Raw genomic sequence first — 17,328 nt, 5'->3', positions numbered from 1 at the left:
TGTTCTACAATTAAGTCTTATTTAAGGGCTCCTTGAATCAAGTTAAATGACAGATGACAAAAATTCCAACAGTTCATTTGCCTCTTCATGAGAAATATTAAATGCAAATTCGAGATATCCTTCTTCTCTTAAATCTTCTTGCCCTATAATGGCAGTCCGATTACTCTGTAGATTTAAAACCAGCTTTTTTCCATAAAAATTGTTAGTTCTCATAATGGCTAAATCATGCCGAGCGTTCTCACCCATAAAACTAATAAATCTTGTTTGGATATTTTCCTCAATGTCATATAAAATATCAATTGTTGGACTCATTTATATACCATACCCCCAATTACACCACACAAATTATTCAAACTTATTAGGATTTCCATCAAACGGCTCTTCCGCTACTTTAATAGATTCAGTTGGACAGCCCTCTTTTGCGTCCAATACATCTGCCTTGAGATTATCCGAAATCTCAATAATTCCTTTATTTTCATCCATCAGATTGTATGCAATTCCGTCTTCATTATAATCGTAAATGTCCGGTGCTGATGCCCCACAAGCAGCACAAGCAATGCAGGTATCTTGGTCTACAATAGAATAAACCCCCATAATTTGACTCCTTTTAAATTTATATTTGTTATTAATCTAGGAAGCCAAGCACCGCCATAATTCGCGGAAGGTAGCGCCTCCTATGAGATTATGATGAAATTGACCTAGTACTATTGGTATTCCATTAATAATTTTTGAATTTGATTTGTATCTAATTGTAGTTTTTCTTTTTGTAAACTATCCTTGCCAGCTCTTCCTGGTAATGACTCAATGAATTCCATACGTTCTTTACGGTAAATAATCCCAGTGACGAAACCATCTTTTTCTTCCACTTTTTCAAATGCTTTTGAGCGACTTGTAGTATCGTACTCTTCATCGTCATCTAGATTGTATATATTCTCTTTTAACCAATCATAAGTAAGGACTTTATTAAACGTTACACATGGACTAAAAATATTAATGAAGGAAAACCCTTTATGCTGTATTCCTTGTTCAATTAATGATGTGATTCCCTTAATGTCACCAGAAAACCCCTGTGCAATAAAACTTGCATTAGCTGATAATGCTACCTCAATAGGTGAAATCGGAGATTCTGGATTTCCTTCTGGTGAAGATTTCGTTAAAAATCCTTTTGGGCTTGTCGGAGACATTTGGCCTTTTGTTAAACCATAGATTTGATTATCCATAACAACATACGTAATATCTACGTTTCGACGGGCAGCTTGGACGAAGTGGTTTAATCCTATACCAAATCCATCTCCATCCCCACCTGCGCAAACCACTGTTAAATCTCTGTTTGCCAATTTTATCCCTTGTGAAACAGCCAAAGCTCGACCATGCATAGAATGCAGCCCGTACGCATTCACATACCCTGATATTCTACCTGAACAGCCAATCCCAGAAGACAATACAAAATCTTTCGGTTCAATCTGCAAATTGGCAGCAGCCTTTTGTATGGCAGCTAACACAGAAAAATCGCCACATCCTGGGCACCAGTTCGGTTTTATATCGACGCGGTAGTCCTTCATTGTAACCATTTATACCAACTCCTTATATGCGATTGCTGTTTCATTATAGAATGAGGTTATATCGGAACGAGAAAAAGGGATGCCACTATACTTTAAGCAACTATGCAATTTCGAATGTACATTTATTTTTTGTTTGATTGCATTTGCTAATTGGCCTGTTGAGTTCTGCTCTACAACAATGACAGTTCTTGCTTCCTCTATATAGTTAGAAAGCTCCATCTTTGGTAGTGGATGAACCATACGGATTTGAGCATGCCCAACCTTAACCCCATGACCCTCCAGTTCCATTCTCGCTTCGCGAATAGCACCATAAGTAGCTCCAAATCCAATAAACAAGACCTCAGGTTGCTTGTTTCCATCATATTTGATGGCATCATCTTGCGGAACAAATTGTAGTTTTCTCGCACGTTTATTCATTTGGGCAACGCGATTATTCGGATCTTCACTTGGGTGACCGGTTTGGGAATGTTCAATTCCGGTAAAATGGTGCATACCTTTTCTTTGACCGGGAATACTTCGCGGACTAATACCGTCTTCAGTCACTTCAAACCGCTTAAACATCTTATCTGGGTTATCAAGAAGTTCCGCATCACTTATCATTTTTCCACGTTCCAGTTTAGCTTGTTGAAAATCATTTGATTCAACTGTTTGCTTAGATGTGACCAACAGTAAATCAGCGGCAATAAAAACTGGACATTGGAATTGTTCCGCCAGGTTAAATGCTTTTTGCATATCATTGATTGCTTCCTCAACCGTGCTAGGAGCTAGTACAATTCGTGGGGCTTCACCATGTGTTCCTGTAATCATTGCATTTAAATCACTTTGCTCTACTTTTGTTGCCATTCCACTACTCGGCCCCCCACGCTGACAATTCACGATTACAACCGGTACTTCGGTCATACCAGCTAACCCAACAGCTTCTTGCATCAAAGAAATTCCTGGACCCGAGCTAGCTGTCATAGCCCGTGTCCCTGCATATCCTGCACCAATTACCATAGCAATAGCAGCTAATTCATCTTCAGTTTGTACAACAACTCCACCATATTGTGGCATTAGCCTAACCAAGTTTTCCAAAATTTCAGATGCCGGAGTAATCGGATATCCTGCCATAAATCGGCATCCACCGAGAATAGATCCAAGTGTAATCGCATCATTACCTGATAAAAAAATATGATCACCCGGTTCTGGGTCTTCTAGCGTAAAGCGAATAGTAGTTAATTGTTGTAAATACTCAAACCCTTTTTGAAGTGCAACAATATTTTTATTAACAATGGCTTCCCCTTTTTTCTCAAACTGTTCTTTAACCGCCCTTTCAAAAGTTTCAATCGGATGACTAAGGAGAGCACAAGCAGCGCCTACAGCTACAATATTTTTCATCAAAGGACTGCCAATTTCTTTTGCCATTTCATAAAAAGGAAATTCGTAAAGGTGAACCCCTTCACTAATCGCAATATTGTCCATTTTTACGGTTTTAGGGTCGAATAAAATAACCCCACCTTCAATCATGGATGCTTGATGAAGATTAATCGTTTCTTCATCAAAAGCAATAACAATTTCTATTTTTTCTGCAGTGTTATAAACTTGATCGTTACTTATTCGTAAATTAAAATCGGTATGTCCTCCTTTAATACGAGACGAGAAATTTCGATAACTAAATAAATAAAATCCAATGCGTCCCATCGACTTGGCTAAAATTTCACCCACACTTTCAATTCCTTCCCCTTGTTGACCACCCACTAGGCAAGATAACTCTGACCTGCTTTCCATTTTTTCCCCCCCTTAAAATTTTCTGAAAATTTAAAACTGAAGATGATTGAAGTATATTGAAAAAAAATAGATTTGTAAAATCGAACTTTACGGGATACAATACCAACATCATAGATATTAAGATTTCAATTAATTTAGCTTTCTTTTAAGTTAAGTCAATCGCTCTTATAAAAAACGGAAAACTCGTTAAATTATCTATGAAAAACAAATACTTGAGGTGTTAAATATGGATTGGTTAGGCATTGAAGCCTTTCTTGCCATTGTGCGTCATGGCAGCCTCTCTAGTGCTGCGAACACTTTATATCTCTCTCAGTCGACCCTAAGTCATAGGCTTGTCCAACTTGAAAAATCGACAGGTATGACATTAATCGACAGAGGACGAGGAATTAGATCGTTGTCGCTAACCTCAGATGGAGAGGAATTCTTAAAGATTGCAAAAAAGTGGGAAGAACTTGTTCAAGAAACAAACCATCTCCGTGCAAGTAAAAAAAACAAATTAATTATTGGAGCCGTCGACAGCATACACAACTTTATCCTGCCCCCTGTTTATCAAGCTTTGATTCAACATTCAAAAAACGTAGAAATTAGGCTTAAAACTTTTCTTGGTTTTGAGTTATATACCCTGCTAGAAAAAGGAGACATTGATATCGCCTTTGCACTATTTGAAAAACCAATGCCTAACATGATAATAGAAAAGTTCTATTCTGAGCCTATGGTTGTTATCTGCCAAGGTAAGCACACCCTTCCGAACAATTTCATAAATTTACAAAGTTTGGATCCCGCGAACGAACTTTATCATGATTGGAGTCCGTCATTTCGGACTTGGTATGATCAAAAGAGTAATGGATTGGAATTTTCGGGAATTCGTGTAGACTCTGCTGGACTCATACTTACACTATTAAAACATCCAGGTAAGTGGGCGATAGTTCCAATGTCAATGGCTAGGAATTTTATCATCTCTGGGGAATTTACTATATTCAAATTGAAGGATCCTCCTCAAAGAGAATATTACCAAGCACGTCCAAGATACCCTAAGGCAAGTGCCTTGGAAAGCCTCAAAATACTAGATTCATGCTTAAGTTCATTAGTTATAAACAAAAAGAACTAACATCCAAAGGTCACTATATGCAGACCTTTGGATGTTAGTCCTTTTCTTTTTTTTTTCTTTCTATTTGCAGCAAAACATTCATACTAAATCACACAGATTGTAAACGACTAGAAAGAGACTTTGCAAAAGGAACTATTCTATCAACTTCCTCTAACTTTATACCTGTTTCCACTCACATTTCTGAAAGCATTAACGCCACTTTAACATTGGTTGCTTTCAGAATGGATTTAGTAGCTTTCGATGACCAGTTTGTTGCTCTTCACCTTTTTATAGATTGACCTTTTAAAACTGGACAAAAAAATAATAACCTCTTTAAGTTCTATACTTAAAGAGGTTATGCATGTATTATTTTGAAAGAATATGAATCGGATGACCCATTACTACTTCCGCAGCTTCCATTGCAATTTCACCTAAAGTTGGGTGAGCATGAATAGTCATTGCGATATCTTCAACCGTCATACCAGCTTCAATCGCTAAACCTAGTTCAGCAATCATATCAGAAGCTCCTTGACCGATGATTTGTGCTCCAAGAAGTAAACCGTCCTCTTTTCGAGAAACAAGTTTTACGAAACCATCTGTAGCATTAAGTGCAAGTGCACGACCATTTGCTCCGAATGGGAATTTTCCAGCCGCAACATCGTATCCTTGTTCTTTTGCTTGTGCTTCGTTTAAACCAACTGTAGCCATTTCTGGATCTGTAAAGCATACTGCTGGGATAGCTAAGTAATCTACAACAGAAGTTTGACCTGCGATTGCTTCTGCAGCAATTTTTCCTTCGTAGGAAGCTTTATGTGCAAGCTGTGGACCAGCAACAATGTCACCGATAGCAAAGATGTTCTCAATGCTTGTACGGCATTGCTTGTCTACTTCTAATAATCCACGTTCTGCGAATTTAATACCTAGTTCTTCTAGACCGATTTCATCCGTATTTGGACGACGACCTACAGTTACTAACACGTAATCAGCTTCTACTTTTTTCTCTTCTCCGCCAACTTCATATGTAACTACTACACCAGTATCAGATTCTTCTACACCTTTAGCAGATGCTTTAACAACGATTTCAGTACCTTTTTTCTTAAGACCTTTTTTGACAATAGTTGTCATTTGTTTTTCGAATCCAGCTAAAATATCGTCGCCGCCTTCGATGATCGTTACTTTTGAACCTAAATTAGCAAAAGCTGAACCTAATTCTGTTCCGATATATCCTCCACCGATTACTACTAAGTTTTTTGGAATTTCAGGTAAACTTAGTGCGCCAGTTGAGCTTAGTACACGTTTTGTAAATTTAAAAGTTGGAATTTCTACTGGACGGGATCCAGTTGCAATAATCGCATGTTTGAATTTATACGTTTGAGCTGAATTTTCATCCATGACACGAACAGTATTTGCATCAACAAAATACGCTTCACCCATCACTACATCGATTTTGTTTCCTTTTAATAATCCAGAAACACCGCTAGTTAATTTTTTTACAACGCTATCTTTGAAAGCTTGAGCTTTTGAAAAGTCAATTTTCACGTCAGTTGCTGTAATACCCATATCATCTGCATGTTGCGCTTGCTCAAAACGGTGACCAACAGAAATTAAAGCTTTAGAAGGAATACATCCTACATTTAGACAAACTCCACCAATATGCTCTTTTTCTACTACTACTACTTTTTGTCCTGTTTGTGCAGCACGAATTGCAGCTACATATCCTCCGGGACCTGAACCAATTACTAAAGTATCTGTTTCGATTGGGAAATCTCCAACTACCATTTTTTACGCCTCCATTAATAATAGTTCTGGACTGCTAAGCAAACGTTTCATGTGGTTCAACGCATGTTGTGCAGTCGCACCATCGATCATTCGGTGATCGAAGCTCAAAGATAATGCTAACACAGGAGCAGCTACAATTTCACTATTTTTTATTACAGGTTTTTCTGAAATTCTACCAATTCCGAGAATTGCAACTTCTGGATGGTTGATAACTGGTGTAAACCATTGGCCTCCAGCAGAACCGATATTCGTAATCGAGCAAGATGCACCTTTCATTTCGGCAGCGGCTAATTTACCGTCACGAGCTTTTGTAGCAAGTGCATTAATTTCGTCTGAAACAGCAAATACCGATTTGCGGTCTGCGTTTTTAATAACAGGCACAAGTAAACCTTTGTCCGTATCAGCTGCAATACCGATATTGAAATAATGTTTTTGAATTACTTCATTTGTTTCATCATCATAAGAAGTATTTAGTTGTGGGAATTCTCTTAACGTGCTAACAAGCGCTTTTACTACATAAGGTAAATAAGTTAGCTTAATATTTTTTTCCGCAGCAATATCTTTGAATTTTTTGCGATGTGCAACAAGTTCTGTCACATCTACTTCATCCATTAATGTTACATGTGGTGCTGTGTGTTTTGAATGTACCATTGCTTTAGCGATTGCTTTACGCATCGGCGAAAGTTTTTCGCGCGTTTCAGGGAATTCTCCTTCTAACACTACAGGAGCAGCAACTTTTTCTTCTGCTTTTGAATCTTTTGTAGTAACTTCTGAAGCTTCCTCTGAAGCAACCACTGCAGATTTTTGATCTCCAGCTAAGAACGCTTCAATATCTTCTTTTAAAATACGTCCATTTTTTCCTGAACCCGTTACATCTGCAATATTTACTTCCTTGTCACGAGCAAATTTACGAACTGAAGGCATTGCAATTACACGAGATTCACCTTTTGGTTGCTGTTTTGGTTCTTCCGCAGAAGTTTCTTTTTGAACAGGAGCTTCTACTGTTTCTTTTTCGATATCTTGGCTAGATTCCGCAGTCGCTTGTACTTGTGCTTCCGTTTTCGCTTCGCCACTGTCTTGTCCTTTAAATTGAAGATCCTCATAACCAGGTGCATCAATCTTAATAAGAACATCCCCGACAACTGCAACTGTTCCTTCGCTAACTAAAACATCCGTTACTTTCCCTTTTACAGGAGAAGGAATTTCTACAACTGCTTTATCATTTTGTACTTCACATAAAATATCGTCTTCTTGTACTTCATCGCCAGCTTTTACAAACCATTTAACGATTTCACCTTCGTGTATACCTTCACCGATATCTGGTAATCGAAATTCAAATGCCACAGTTTTCACCCTTTCTATTTTGAATTTTAGTTTAGAATGTTAAAACTTTTTTCGCTGTTTCTACTATATCCCGAACTCCAGGTAACCAAACCGTTTCAGCTTGGGAGAATGGATAAACAGTATCAGGAGCCGCAACTCGTAAAACCGGAGCTTCCAAACTTAAAATAGCTCTTTCCGTAATTTCAGCTACAACATTAGCAGCAATACCAGCTTGTTTTTGCGCTTCTTGTACAACGATTGCGCGGTTTGTTTTTTCAACCGATGCGATAATCGTTTCAATATCCAATGGTTGGATTGTACGTAAGTCAATCACTTCTACTGAATGTCCTTCTTTTTCTAGTTCCTCCGCAGCTTTCAAACTTTCATGTACCATTGCACCGTAGGAAATAATCGTTAAATCTGTACCTTCACGTTTTACATCCGCTTTTCCTAGTGGAATTGTATATTCCTCTTCCGGTACTTCTCCGCGGAATGAGCGATATAATTTCATATGCTCTAGGAAAATAACAGGATCGTTGTCGCGAATTGCAGAGATTAATAAACCTTTTGCATCATATGGTGTAGAAGGAATAACAACTTTTACACCTGGTGTAGATGTCATAAGTAATTCTAAACTATCCGCATGCATTTCTGGTGTATGAACCCCTCCACCAAATGGAGAACGGATTGTAACAGGTGCGTTAAACGCTCCTCCCGTACGGAAACGCATACGAGCAAGTTGTCCACTAATAGAATCCATTACTTCGAATACAAAACCAAAGAATTGGATTTCAGGAACAGGACGGAACCCTTGAAGTGCTAAACCTACTGCCAGACCACCAATACCAGATTCTGCTAAAGGCGTATCGAATACGCGATCTTCACCGAATTCTTTTTGTAATCCTTCAGTTGCACGGAATACTCCTCCGTTAACGCCAACGTCTTCACCGAAGACTAGAACGTTTTCATCATTTTTAAGCTCGGTACGGAGTGCTTCCGTAATTGCTTGAATCATCGTTAATTGTGCCATCGGTTACTTCGACTCCTTCTCAGTATAGTAAGCTAATTGCTCATCTAAATTATATGGATTTTCTTCATACATAATATTGATCAAATCTGTTACTTTTTGTTTTGGAGCAGCATCTGCTTTTTTGATAGCTTCTTTTATTTCTTCTTTTGCTTTTTCAATGATTTCTTCTTCTTTTGCTTCATTCCAAATACCTTTTGCTTCTAAGTACGTACGGAAACGAACTAATGGATCTCTCTTTTCCCAAATAGAATCGGTATCAGACGTACGGTAACGAGTTGGGTCATCCCCAGCCATCGTATGTGGACCAAATCGGTAACATACTGTTTCGATTAAACTTGGACCTTCTCCGTTAATCGCGCGATCTCTTGCATCTTTTGTTGCAACGTAAACCGCTAATGGGTCCATTCCATCTACTTGTACACTTGGAATCCCTGCTGCAATCCCTTTTTGTGCAATTGTTTTTGCAGATGTTTGCAACTCACGCGGTGTAGAAATTGCGTATTGGTTGTTTTGTACGATAAATACAGCCGGTGAACGGTAGGCACCCGCAAAGTTAATACCTTCGTAGAAATCACCTTGTGATGAACCGCCATCTCCTGTATACGTAATTGCAATCGCTTTCTTTCCACGCTTTTGCATACCAAGTGCTACACCAGCTGCTTGGATGAATTGTGCACCAATAATAATTTGTGGTGGGAATACATTTACGCCTTCTGGAATTTGGTTCCCCATGAAATGTCCACGAGAGAATAAGAATGCTTGCCATAACGGTAAACCATGCCATACGATTTGTGGTACATCACGGTAACCTGGTAGGATAAAGTCTTCTTTTTCTAGTGCGAATTGAGATGCAAGTTGGGAAGCTTCTTGTCCAGCAGTAGGTGCATAAAATCCTAGACGCCCTTGACGGTTTAGTGAAATGGAGCGTTGGTCTAAAATTCGTGTAAATACCATACGACTCATTAATTCAACTAATTCCTCATCTGATAAGTTAGGGTTTGCTTCTTCGTTTACAATTTTCCCTTCCTCGTTTAAAATCTGGAACATTTCAAACTTTTCTTCAATTTCTTGAAGCGTTTTCTTTGGGTCCAACTGCGGCGACTTGTTTACAGCCATATAGCAACTCTCCTTTTCTACTGTATTAAAATTTCTCGTAATATAAGTGATACAACTATCTTTCCTTTTCAGTATACTCAAGAATAAATCTGTGGTCAATCATCTAAAATCATCGATTGCTTTTTAATAGAATATTAAAATTACTCCACTCTGTACTAGTCATTAATTATGTCTGTATTATATCAGTTTTGTATTTTCTTAGATTACAACCGTTCATCCTTTATGTAAGAAAAGCTTTGGTTTACTATTGCGCAATATTGTGAAACTGCGACGTAGTGAGGCGAATAAAGTGTCCGCTGTGATTTTCGCTACAGTCGTACGCTTTCCGCCGGGTGAGCGATGAGCCATCCCCGCCGCCCTTAGGCGTAGCCTGAGATGTCTCATTAGCCCACTCATCCGGCAGGAGTCGACGCCTGTAGCGAAAATCAGTGGAAATTGCCCAATTATCCATACCATCCCATTAAAAAACAAAATTTCAACCAGTTTTTTCATTGCATTCATCCAATAAATGGCTTAGGGCAACCAACCGATGACTGGGAGCAACCAGTTCTACTACGAAAGCTACTAAATCAACACGAGAGCAACCAAAATACCTGTGCAAGCAACCAATTCTCAAAATAGCATGTGTACTAGGATTGAGACGTTATATTGGGATAGCGCATCTTATTAACCGCTAAGATTTTCACTGCGGGGCGGACGACTTCCATTGGGAGAAGTGAAAATTAATAGAATCTGCATACTTATCAGTGCAGACCAGTTAAAAAAACAAAATTTTACCCAATTTTTCCATTTCATACATCCAATAAATGGCTTAGGGCAACCAACCGATGACTGAGAGCAACCAGTTCTACTACGGAAGCAACTAAATCAGCACGAGAGCAATCAAATTACTCGTGAAAGCAACCAATTCTCAAAATGGCTCTTTACTTGATGTAAGACAACTATAATTCCGACCTATTATAGGAATTATATGTCTTAAAGCCCGTTGAACACGCCTGGCGGCATCTACTCGACTAGTTTGTCGTGTTCAGCTATCTTATTGTCGCGTCCAATCATTTATTGTTAATATGGGATCCTAATAATTTGGAAATTTCCATTGATTTTCGCTACAGGGCGGCGACTCCAGTGGGATCAAGTGAGTAAGATGAGACTTCACAACGTACGCGCAAGCGGCGGTGAAGGCTCATCACTCACCCCACGGAAAGCGTCCGTCCTGTAGCGAAAATCACATCGGACACTTTATTCAACTCACTACGTCGCAGTATCCCAAAACAGTGCGGTACTTTATTTCCTAAAGTATAAAAAAATAATAAAGTACAGGAATCATGGAGATTCCTGTACTTTATTTTTGTAGTTGCACATCCTACTATTCTTTCTATTAATCTTCTGCTTGTAAAGAAGTAAAGACTTCCTCTTTTACTTTATTTAACTCAGCTGTAAGCTCATTAAATGTTTCCACCGATTGTTGTACGATGTCGCTTTGTTTATTTACTTCTGCTACTTGTTCTTGAATGGTTGTTACTTCTGCTGCTTCTTCGATTAACATGTTATATAACTTCTCTTGTAAACTAGCAAGAGTATGATATTGTTCTGTTAAATCGTCGTATGCAGTGTAGCGATTTTTTAACGCTTCTTCGATTTTTTGAATGCTTTCTTTTTCAGATTCGCTGTCTGTTTCCGAAAGAAGTGTATCGATTGCTGTTAATTTTTCAGATGCACCTTTAATAGAAGTTGCTTCTTTTTCAACTAGTGTGAGTCTTTCCTCCAAAAGTAGGGACGTTTCCTCCACTTTAGTCGTAAGCTCTTCTTTTTGATCTTTCGTTAACTCCATCATGCTTTGAAAATTAGCTTGTTCTTTTTGTTCTGTTTCGGCTAACTGCGTTTGTACATCTCTATAATCTGCTTCTAAATTATATATTTCCGTTAAGATGTTCGACAATTTTTCTTCTGTTGACTCCCCAAAAGAACATGCAGATAGAAGAAATACAAAGCATAAAGGAATTACGTATTTCCATTTTTTCATCACGTAACCTCCTCTATTCACTTCACTATAATTGTTCTAGCTTCTAAATTCAACCGTACAATAGGCATTTTTTGTTTAGCATCTGAAGATTTTTCGGTATAATAGGACTATGAACACGGAAAGGACGATTATGATGATATTAATGAAAGATATTGTGAGAGATGGCCACCCAGCACTACGTAAAAAAACGAAAGAAATGACTTTTCCTTTATCAGAGGATGATATACAGCTTGCAAATGATTTATTGGAATACGTGATCAATAGTCAAGATGATGAAATGGTGGAACAATATAAATTACGCCCTGGAATAGGGATTGCTGCTCCTCAAGTAAACGCTGACAAGAGAATGTTCGCACTACATATACCAGGTGTTGAAGATGGGGACGTTAGCTTTGTTGCAGTCAACCCCAAAATAATTAGCCACTCCGTCGAAAACACCTACATTACTGCTGGTGAGGGTTGCCTTTCTGTTGATGAAGTGATCGAGGGATATGTACCAAGACATGCACGAATTACCGCAACCGGCTTTTATCCTGATGGCACACCATTCAAAAAACGGTTAAAAGGATTAGCAGCAATTGCATTCCAACATGAACTAGACCATTTAAACGGCATTATGTTTTACGATCATATAAATAATGTAAATCCATACGCGGAAATACCAAATTCCGTACCGTATGACCGAGTGTAAAGAAAAGGCCAGTATTACTCAAAAAGTAATACTGGCCTTTTCTTATAATTCTGTTAATCTTGGCATTGCCGAAAGAGCTCCTGGCTTAGTTGCGCAAATCGCTCCAAGTCTATTGCCAAATGAGACATAGTCTATCCACTCTTCTTTCGTCTTTGGCTTCCCACTTAAATTAATTTTGGAGAGAATCCCTGCCATAAAGGCATCTCCAGCTCCCGTTGTATCGACGGGAACTACCTTTTCCACGTCTACATGAATCGTCTCTTCCTCTATTACAACATATGCCCCTTCTGCTCCAACAGTAATTAGGACAACCGGAATTTGGTAGTCTCGAAGTTTATTAATCCCTTCTTCTATCGTCTTCGTTTCGGTTAAAAAGAAAAGCTCTTCTTCTGTGAGCTTTAATATATCTACTTGCTTAAAAAAGGAACAAATAGTTTCTCTACAAAGTGCTTCGCTTTCCCATCTTAGTGGACGAATATTTGCGTCAAAAGATAATAGCACTTGAGATTTTTCCATTTGATCTACAATATCGCGAGTCGTTTTACGTGCCGTTGGATGAAATAATGTACCCGAACAGAAATGAAATAAAGAAGCCTGCTTAAATACTTCCTCTTTCAAATTAGCAAAATCCACTTGTAAATCAGGCGTTTCATCAACGTATGTATGAAAATGCCGATCATTATTTTCCGTTAAGTGCACATATACGCCACTTACCCGTTTTTCCGGTACCATTTGTGCAAAAGATAGGTCTACCCCTTCAGTTGTTAGTTCTTGACGCACAAATTGGGACGTTTCATCGTCACCCGAAATCGTGATAAAAGAGGAGGATGCACCTAGTCTCGCAATACCCGCTGCAACATTTACGGTCGCTCCACCTAAAAATTTTGTAAATTGTGTATTTGTTTGGTCATCTGCAATATAATCCACAAATACGTCTCCATATATGAGCACAAACTTCTTCGTTAAATCGTTCATAATAACTCCTCTAGATTAATTGTAATTTTTTCATGGCATTCACTAAGCCATTTTCAGAAACATGGTCTGTCACAAAGGTTGCGCATCTTTTTAATTCTTCTACCGCATTACCCATGGCAACGCCGGTACCTACATATTGAAGCATCTCTATATCATTAAAACCATCACCAAAGGCAATAGCATCTTCTGGTGTTTTATTTAAATGTTGGAGGAATAGTTCTATCCCTTTCGCTTTAGAAACGCCTTGTGGAAGCACATCACAAGATACCCGATGCCACCTGACAAACTTCAAGTTAGGGAAAGCTTTTTCATATTCTTCTTGTACTTTCCTATCGCAAAAAATAAGCGCTTGATGAATATCATTGGACAAAAAGAAATTTTCTTCCGTTCTAGGTAAGGCCATTTTCAAAGAAGAGATGCTTTCGTATACATCTTGATGGCCCGGCACATTGGAAACAAATTCTACATCATCCATATAAACTAATGGTTGATCTTGTTTCATAGCAAAATCAGTTAGATTCTGCAATTCCATTGTATCGATAATTCCTTTATGAATAATCTTTCCTTGGAACTGCACGATTTGACCATTGTAGCATATGAATGAATCTATTTTAAGTTGTTCTAATATTGATATTGCTGTGAATGGGGCTCTACCTGTTGAAATCACAATTTCATGCCCATTTTCTCTTGCTTGTTGAATAGATTCCACAACACCAGGTGGAATATTCTTATCATTATMTAAAATAGTTCCATCTATATCGAAAAACAATACTTTATTTACCAATTAAAAAACTCCAATCCGCAATGCTAATTATTTGACTTTTCAGTAAAAATCCTTTACACATTTTCATTTTTCGTATATAATATATTGTAAGGAGTGGGTTACCATGTTGAAACGTCTAAGAAGGAAATGGTTAAGACGACTCGGTGGAATGCTCAGAAATAAAACGATCGCATAAAATTACTTGCCCTTCACAAAAAATGGAGGGCTTTTCTTTATTTTAAAGAAGTTGCGTGATAATATAAAGAGAATTGATTTATTATGAACGTGAAAAAGGAGAGTATAATATGATTTATAAAGTTTATTATCAAGAAAACGCATTGCAAGTACCAGTTCGCGAAAACACAAAAAGCTTATATGTAGAGGCAGAGTCTGAACGAGAAGTTCGTGCTCAATTAAAAGATCGCCAATACAATATCGAACTAATTCAGCTGCTTGAGGGTAATCATTTAGAATACGAGCAAGCAAGCCCGAACTATGAAGTAGAGAAGAGATAACCTATGAAATTTGTAAAAAATGATCAAACAGCTGTTTTCGCCCTCGGCGGACTAGGTGAAATCGGCAAAAATACGTATGGCGTTCAATTTCAAGATGAAATTATATTAATAGACGCAGGGATTAAATTTCCAGAAGACGATCTATTAGGTATTGACTACGTTATTCCGGATTACACGTATCTAGTAAAAAATGTAGATAAGATTAAAGGTTTATTCATCACTCATGGACATGAAGATCATATTGGTGGGATTCCTTACTTATTGAAACAACTTAATGTTCCAGTTTACGGTGGTAAACTTGCACTAGGTTTACTGCGAAACAAATTAGAGGAACATGGCTTACTACGTCAAACTAAAATGAATGTGATCGAAGAAGATGACATCGTGAAATTTAGAAAAACGGCAGTAAGTTTTTTCAGAACTACGCATAGTATTCCGGATGCATTTGGTATTGTTGTCAAAACTCCACCTGGTAACATTGTCCATACAGGTGATTTTAAATTTGACTTCACGCCAGTTGGAGAGCCAGCTAACTTAACAAAAATGGCAGAAATCGGCCGTGACGGAGTGCTTTGCTTACTATCCGATAGTACAAATGCAGAAATTCCGAATTTTACAATGTCCGAACGTAAAGTTGGCGAAAGTATGGATTCCATTTTCCGTAAGGTGAATGGTCGTATTATTTTTGCTACATTTGCATCTAATATTCATAGACTTCAGCAAGTAACCGATGCCGCGGTGCAACATGGCCGTAAAATCGCTGTATTTGGTCGAAGCATGGATAACGCAATGACAATCGGCCGCGAGCTTGGATATATTACAGCACCAAAAGAAACATTTGTTGATGCGAGTGCCTTGAATCGATTACCTGCCAATGAAGTACTTATATTATGTACAGGCAGTCAGGGTGAGCCTATGGCCGCTCTTTCTCGAATTGCCAATGGTACACATCGTCAAATTCAAATTCAACCTGGTGATACGGTGGTTTTATCTTCCTCCCCAATTCCAGGAAATAGAGCAAGTGTCAATCGTACGATTAACTCTCTATTCCGAGCTGGAGCAGAAGTAATTCACGGTTCACTTAATAATATTCATACATCTGGTCATGGTTCTCAAGAAGAACAAAAACTAATGTTGCGACTAATGAAACCAAAATTCTTTATGCCAATTCACGGAGAGTATCGTATGTTAAAAATTCATACGGAACTTGCAGTAGATTGTGATGTACTTCCTGAAAATACATTCATTATGGAAAATGGAGATGTGCTTGCTTTAAGTGCGAAAGAAGCGCATGTCGCTGGTCGAATTCCATCAGGAGATGTGTATATTGATGGTAGTGGTATTGGAGATATCGGTAATATCGTTCTTCGTGACCGTCGAATTCTTTCCGAAGAGGGACTAGTTATTGTCGTTGTAAGTGCAGATATGGATAGAAAGAAAATTGTTTCTGGTCCAGATATTATTTCACGTGGATTTGTGTATATGCGCGAATCTGGAACAATGATAAATGAAGCACAACAAATGTTAAACAAACATTTACGTTTCACCCTACAAGATAAACCAGCTGAATGGGCGGAACTAAAAAATGAAATTACAGATGTTCTAAGTCCTTATTTATATGAAAAAACAAAACGTCGTCCAATGATCTTACCGATTATTATGGAAGTTTAATCGATAATAAATATAAAAAATGCCAGTGGGAGATTTTCCCGCTGGCATTTTTTAAGATAGAACCTTCTTTTCAAATCGATTAATATCGACGTCGGCACCAATAATAATGAGCACATCATTTAACTGCATTTTCTCATCGGCTGGTGGTGATACATTAATACTATTCCCTCGTTTAATAGCGACAATATTAATCCCGTATCTAGCCCGAATATCCAGATCTACTAATGATTTCTGGGCAATCTTTTCATTTACTTTAATCTCCATAATAGAATGCTCATCGGAAAGTTCCAAGTAATCCAGTACATTGTTGGATAATATATTATTTGCGATCCGAATTCCCATATCTCGTTCAGGATGCACGACTTGGTCTGCACCAATTTTACGTAACACTTTTTCATGGTAATCATTTTGTGCTTTTACGGTAATTTTCTTTACACCAATTTCCTTTAACATTAGCGTCGTTAAAATACTCGATTGGATATCGTCACCAATTGCAACAATTACATGCTCAAAGTTGCGAATACCAAGTGATTTTAACACCGCTTCATCTGTCGTATCTGCCACTACTGCTTGAGTAGCGATTGTAGCAAATTCGTCTACTCGTTCTGTAGCAATATCGATGGCCATTACGTCGGCACCTTGATCGATTAACTCTCGAACGATACTTCCTCCAAATCGTCCTAAACCAATTACAACAAATTCTTTATGCATATTCGTGCCCCCTGCTTACTAATCGGATGCACTAAGTTTATCATATCTTGACTTAAAATAGATATGGATTACTTCTTTTTCTATTGTGTATTAAAGGTGATTATTATTGGGTCACTATATAGGGATACAGCGATGTAATGCGTTGACTAGTGACCGCTATGATTTTCGCTGCAGGACGGACGCTTTCCGTGGGGTGAGTGATGAGCCTTCACCGCCGCTTGCGCGTACGTTGTGAAGTCTCATCTTACTCACTTGATCCCACTGGAGTCATCTTACTCACTTGATCCCACTGGAGTCGCCGCCCTGCAGCGAAAA

16 protein-coding genes are annotated in these 17,328 nt (G+C 38.2%); 4 read left to right on the top strand and 12 right to left on the bottom strand.

The genetic code is table 11. From position 1 onward, the window contains the following. Window positions 1-42: 42 nt before the first annotated feature. The 4 genes from AC1DFT_RS15405 to AC1DFT_RS15390 form a co-directional block, all read right to left on the bottom strand. Entirely contained in the window at window positions 43-312 is a 270-nt protein-coding gene (locus AC1DFT_RS15405) for a DUF3055 domain-containing protein (RefSeq protein WP_478159617.1), read from the bottom strand. Window positions 313-345: 33 nt separating this feature from the next. After that, window positions 346-594, bottom strand: a complete 249-nt coding sequence (locus AC1DFT_RS15400) for a ferredoxin (protein WP_478159616.1) — start codon at window positions 592-594, stop codon at window positions 346-348. A 110-nt stretch (window positions 595-704) separates the two neighbouring features. Next, a complete protein-coding gene (locus AC1DFT_RS15395; protein ID WP_478159615.1) occupies window positions 705-1,571 on the bottom strand; it encodes a 2-oxoacid:ferredoxin oxidoreductase subunit beta in 867 nt (288 codons plus the stop codon). Next, entirely contained in the window at window positions 1,572-3,329 is a 1,758-nt protein-coding gene (locus AC1DFT_RS15390; protein ID WP_478159614.1) for a 2-oxoacid:acceptor oxidoreductase subunit alpha, read from the bottom strand. A gap of 226 nt (window positions 3,330-3,555) precedes the next feature. On the opposite strand from AC1DFT_RS15390, the gene AC1DFT_RS15385 reads away from it, so the two are divergent. Then, the gene (locus AC1DFT_RS15385; protein ID WP_478159613.1) at window positions 3,556-4,437 is read left to right on the top strand and encodes a LysR family transcriptional regulator; all 882 of its coding nucleotides are present in this window, start codon (window positions 3,556-3,558) and stop codon (window positions 4,435-4,437) included. 345 nt (window positions 4,438-4,782) lie between these two features. Here AC1DFT_RS15385 and lpdA read toward each other — a convergent pair whose 3' ends face one another. From lpdA to AC1DFT_RS15360, 5 genes are all read right to left on the bottom strand, one after another. Continuing rightward, window positions 4,783-6,195, bottom strand: a complete 1,413-nt coding sequence (gene lpdA / locus AC1DFT_RS15380; protein WP_478159612.1) for a dihydrolipoyl dehydrogenase — start codon at window positions 6,193-6,195, stop codon at window positions 4,783-4,785. 3 nt (window positions 6,196-6,198) lie between these two features. Further along, the gene (locus tag AC1DFT_RS15375) at window positions 6,199-7,539 is read right to left on the bottom strand and encodes a dihydrolipoamide acetyltransferase family protein (RefSeq protein WP_478159611.1); all 1,341 of its coding nucleotides are present in this window, start codon (window positions 7,537-7,539) and stop codon (window positions 6,199-6,201) included. A gap of 31 nt (window positions 7,540-7,570) precedes the next feature. Next, on the bottom strand, window positions 7,571-8,548 hold the full coding sequence (locus AC1DFT_RS15370) for an alpha-ketoacid dehydrogenase subunit beta (protein ID WP_478159610.1): 978 nt from the start codon (window positions 8,546-8,548) through the stop codon (window positions 7,571-7,573). Between the two features lie 3 nt (window positions 8,549-8,551). Continuing rightward, complete coding sequence (pdhA, locus tag AC1DFT_RS15365; RefSeq protein WP_478159609.1) at window positions 8,552-9,664, bottom strand: pyruvate dehydrogenase (acetyl-transferring) E1 component subunit alpha; 1,113 nt, start codon at window positions 9,662-9,664, stop codon at window positions 8,552-8,554. A gap of 1,378 nt (window positions 9,665-11,042) precedes the next feature. After that, entirely contained in the window at window positions 11,043-11,687 is a 645-nt protein-coding gene (locus AC1DFT_RS15360) for a YkyA family protein (RefSeq protein ID WP_478159608.1), read from the bottom strand. A 133-nt stretch (window positions 11,688-11,820) separates the two neighbouring features. Between AC1DFT_RS15360 and def the strand changes: the two genes are divergently transcribed. After that, on the top strand, window positions 11,821-12,378 hold the full coding sequence (def, locus tag AC1DFT_RS15355) for a peptide deformylase (protein ID WP_478159607.1): 558 nt from the start codon (window positions 11,821-11,823) through the stop codon (window positions 12,376-12,378). A gap of 42 nt (window positions 12,379-12,420) precedes the next feature. Here the strand turns inward: def and AC1DFT_RS15350 are convergent, their stop codons facing one another. After that, window positions 12,421-13,353, bottom strand: a complete 933-nt coding sequence (locus tag AC1DFT_RS15350; protein ID WP_478159606.1) for a carbohydrate kinase family protein — start codon at window positions 13,351-13,353, stop codon at window positions 12,421-12,423. Between the two features lie 10 nt (window positions 13,354-13,363). After that, entirely contained in the window at window positions 13,364-14,137 is a 774-nt protein-coding gene (locus AC1DFT_RS15345; RefSeq protein ID WP_478159605.1) for a Cof-type HAD-IIB family hydrolase, read from the bottom strand. Window positions 14,138-14,421: 284 nt separating this feature from the next. Here AC1DFT_RS15345 and AC1DFT_RS15340 point away from each other — a divergent pair, with 284 nt between their 5' ends. Further along, window positions 14,422-14,631: a DNA-dependent RNA polymerase subunit epsilon gene (locus tag AC1DFT_RS15340; RefSeq protein ID WP_478159604.1), complete on the top strand. Its 210-nt coding sequence runs from the start codon at window positions 14,422-14,424 to the stop codon at window positions 14,629-14,631. A 3-nt stretch (window positions 14,632-14,634) separates the two neighbouring features. Continuing rightward, the gene (gene rnjA, locus AC1DFT_RS15335; protein WP_478159603.1) at window positions 14,635-16,302 is read left to right on the top strand and encodes a ribonuclease J1; all 1,668 of its coding nucleotides are present in this window, start codon (window positions 14,635-14,637) and stop codon (window positions 16,300-16,302) included. Between the two features lie 51 nt (window positions 16,303-16,353). Here rnjA and AC1DFT_RS15330 read toward each other — a convergent pair whose 3' ends face one another. After that, window positions 16,354-17,013 (bottom strand): potassium channel family protein, encoded by a 660-nt coding sequence (locus tag AC1DFT_RS15330; protein ID WP_478159602.1) that lies wholly within the window; start codon window positions 17,011-17,013, stop codon window positions 16,354-16,356. Window positions 17,014-17,328 lie beyond the last annotated feature (315 nt).

Source organism: Psychrobacillus sp. 05T411 (assembly GCF_056396485.1).
This window is presented reverse-complemented; position numbering and strand designations above follow the sequence as displayed.

What these genes read in the sequence shown, in the direction of transcription:
- AC1DFT_RS15405 (WP_478159617.1), bottom strand. Translation starts at nt 312, where the DNA reads ATGAGTCCAACAATTGATATTTTATATGACATTGAGGAAAATATCCAA.
- AC1DFT_RS15400 (WP_478159616.1), bottom strand. Translation starts at nt 594, where the DNA reads ATGGGGGTTTATTCTATTGTAGACCAAGATACCTGCATTGCTTGTGCT.
- AC1DFT_RS15395 (WP_478159615.1), bottom strand. Translation starts at nt 1,571, where the DNA reads ATGGTTACAATGAAGGACTACCGCGTCGATATAAAACCGAACTGGTGC.
- AC1DFT_RS15390 (WP_478159614.1), bottom strand. Translation starts at nt 3,329, where the DNA reads ATGGAAAGCAGGTCAGAGTTATCTTGCCTAGTGGGTGGTCAACAAGGG.
- AC1DFT_RS15385 (WP_478159613.1), top strand. Translation starts at nt 3,556, where the DNA reads ATGGATTGGTTAGGCATTGAAGCCTTTCTTGCCATTGTGCGTCATGGC.
- lpdA (WP_478159612.1), bottom strand. Translation starts at nt 6,195, where the DNA reads ATGGTAGTTGGAGATTTCCCAATCGAAACAGATACTTTAGTAATTGGT.
- AC1DFT_RS15370 (WP_478159610.1), bottom strand. Translation starts at nt 8,548, where the DNA reads ATGGCACAATTAACGATGATTCAAGCAATTACGGAAGCACTCCGTACC.
- pdhA (WP_478159609.1), bottom strand. Translation starts at nt 9,664, where the DNA reads ATGGCTGTAAACAAGTCGCCGCAGTTGGACCCAAAGAAAACGCTTCAA.
- AC1DFT_RS15360 (WP_478159608.1), bottom strand. Translation starts at nt 11,687, where the DNA reads ATGAAAAAATGGAAATACGTAATTCCTTTATGCTTTGTATTTCTTCTA.
- def (WP_478159607.1), top strand. Translation starts at nt 11,821, where the DNA reads ATGATATTAATGAAAGATATTGTGAGAGATGGCCACCCAGCACTACGT.
- AC1DFT_RS15350 (WP_478159606.1), bottom strand. Translation starts at nt 13,353, where the DNA reads ATGAACGATTTAACGAAGAAGTTTGTGCTCATATATGGAGACGTATTT.
- AC1DFT_RS15340 (WP_478159604.1), top strand. Translation starts at nt 14,422, where the DNA reads ATGATTTATAAAGTTTATTATCAAGAAAACGCATTGCAAGTACCAGTT.
- rnjA (WP_478159603.1), top strand. Translation starts at nt 14,635, where the DNA reads ATGAAATTTGTAAAAAATGATCAAACAGCTGTTTTCGCCCTCGGCGGA.
- AC1DFT_RS15330 (WP_478159602.1), bottom strand. Translation starts at nt 17,013, where the DNA reads ATGCATAAAGAATTTGTTGTAATTGGTTTAGGACGATTTGGAGGAAGT.